We start from the raw sequence: 567 nt of genomic DNA, 5'->3' as shown, positions 1-567 counted from the left end.
TGCTGGGACGGCCGAAGGAGGCGCTGGCCAGCCTGGCGGCGATGCAGGCCCTGGCCTCGCGCAATCAGTCGTGGCGCTTCTTCGCCCAGGCCATGGCCGAAGAGATCAACCTGATCCTCCAGGACAGCGGCCCCGACCGCCTGAAGCGCGCCGAGCAGCGGTTGAAGAGCGTGGACTGGAACAAGATGGCGGCACACTACCGCAACATGGCCTTCAACCCGGTCAACTGGTCGCTGGGTGTGAGCCGCGTGCGCCTGTTGCAGGGGCGAGGACATTTCAGCGAGGCGCTGCACGAGATCACTCAGTTGCGCGGCACCTTGCAGCCCGGTTGGCATGGCCTGCAGCGCCTGCGCCTGGATATCCTGGCGGCGCTCAGCTATCAGCGCCTGGGCTACCAGGAACGGGCCAACAGCCTGCTCGGCGAATGCCTGATCAATGCCGAACGGGAAGGGGTGCGCAGCCTCTTCATCGAGGAAGGCGACGGCATTCGCCAGTTGCTCCAGCAACTCGAATCCACCGAGCGCCAGCCGGCGCTACAGACCTTCATTCGCGGCCTGCTCGGCATCT

General features: G+C 65.8%; 1 protein-coding gene. It reads left to right on the top strand.

From position 1 onward, the window contains the following. A partial coding sequence (locus EEB15_RS33220; RefSeq protein WP_199236707.1) for a hypothetical protein occupies positions 1-567 on the top strand: 567 nt, incomplete at both ends.

The organism is Ramlibacter sp. WS9 (assembly GCF_003797765.1).
In the GTDB taxonomy this organism is placed as follows: domain Bacteria; phylum Pseudomonadota; class Gammaproteobacteria; order Burkholderiales; family Burkholderiaceae_C; genus Ramlibacter.
The sequence above is the reverse complement of the archived record's forward strand: the minus strand, read 5'-3'. Positions and strand labels throughout refer to the sequence as shown.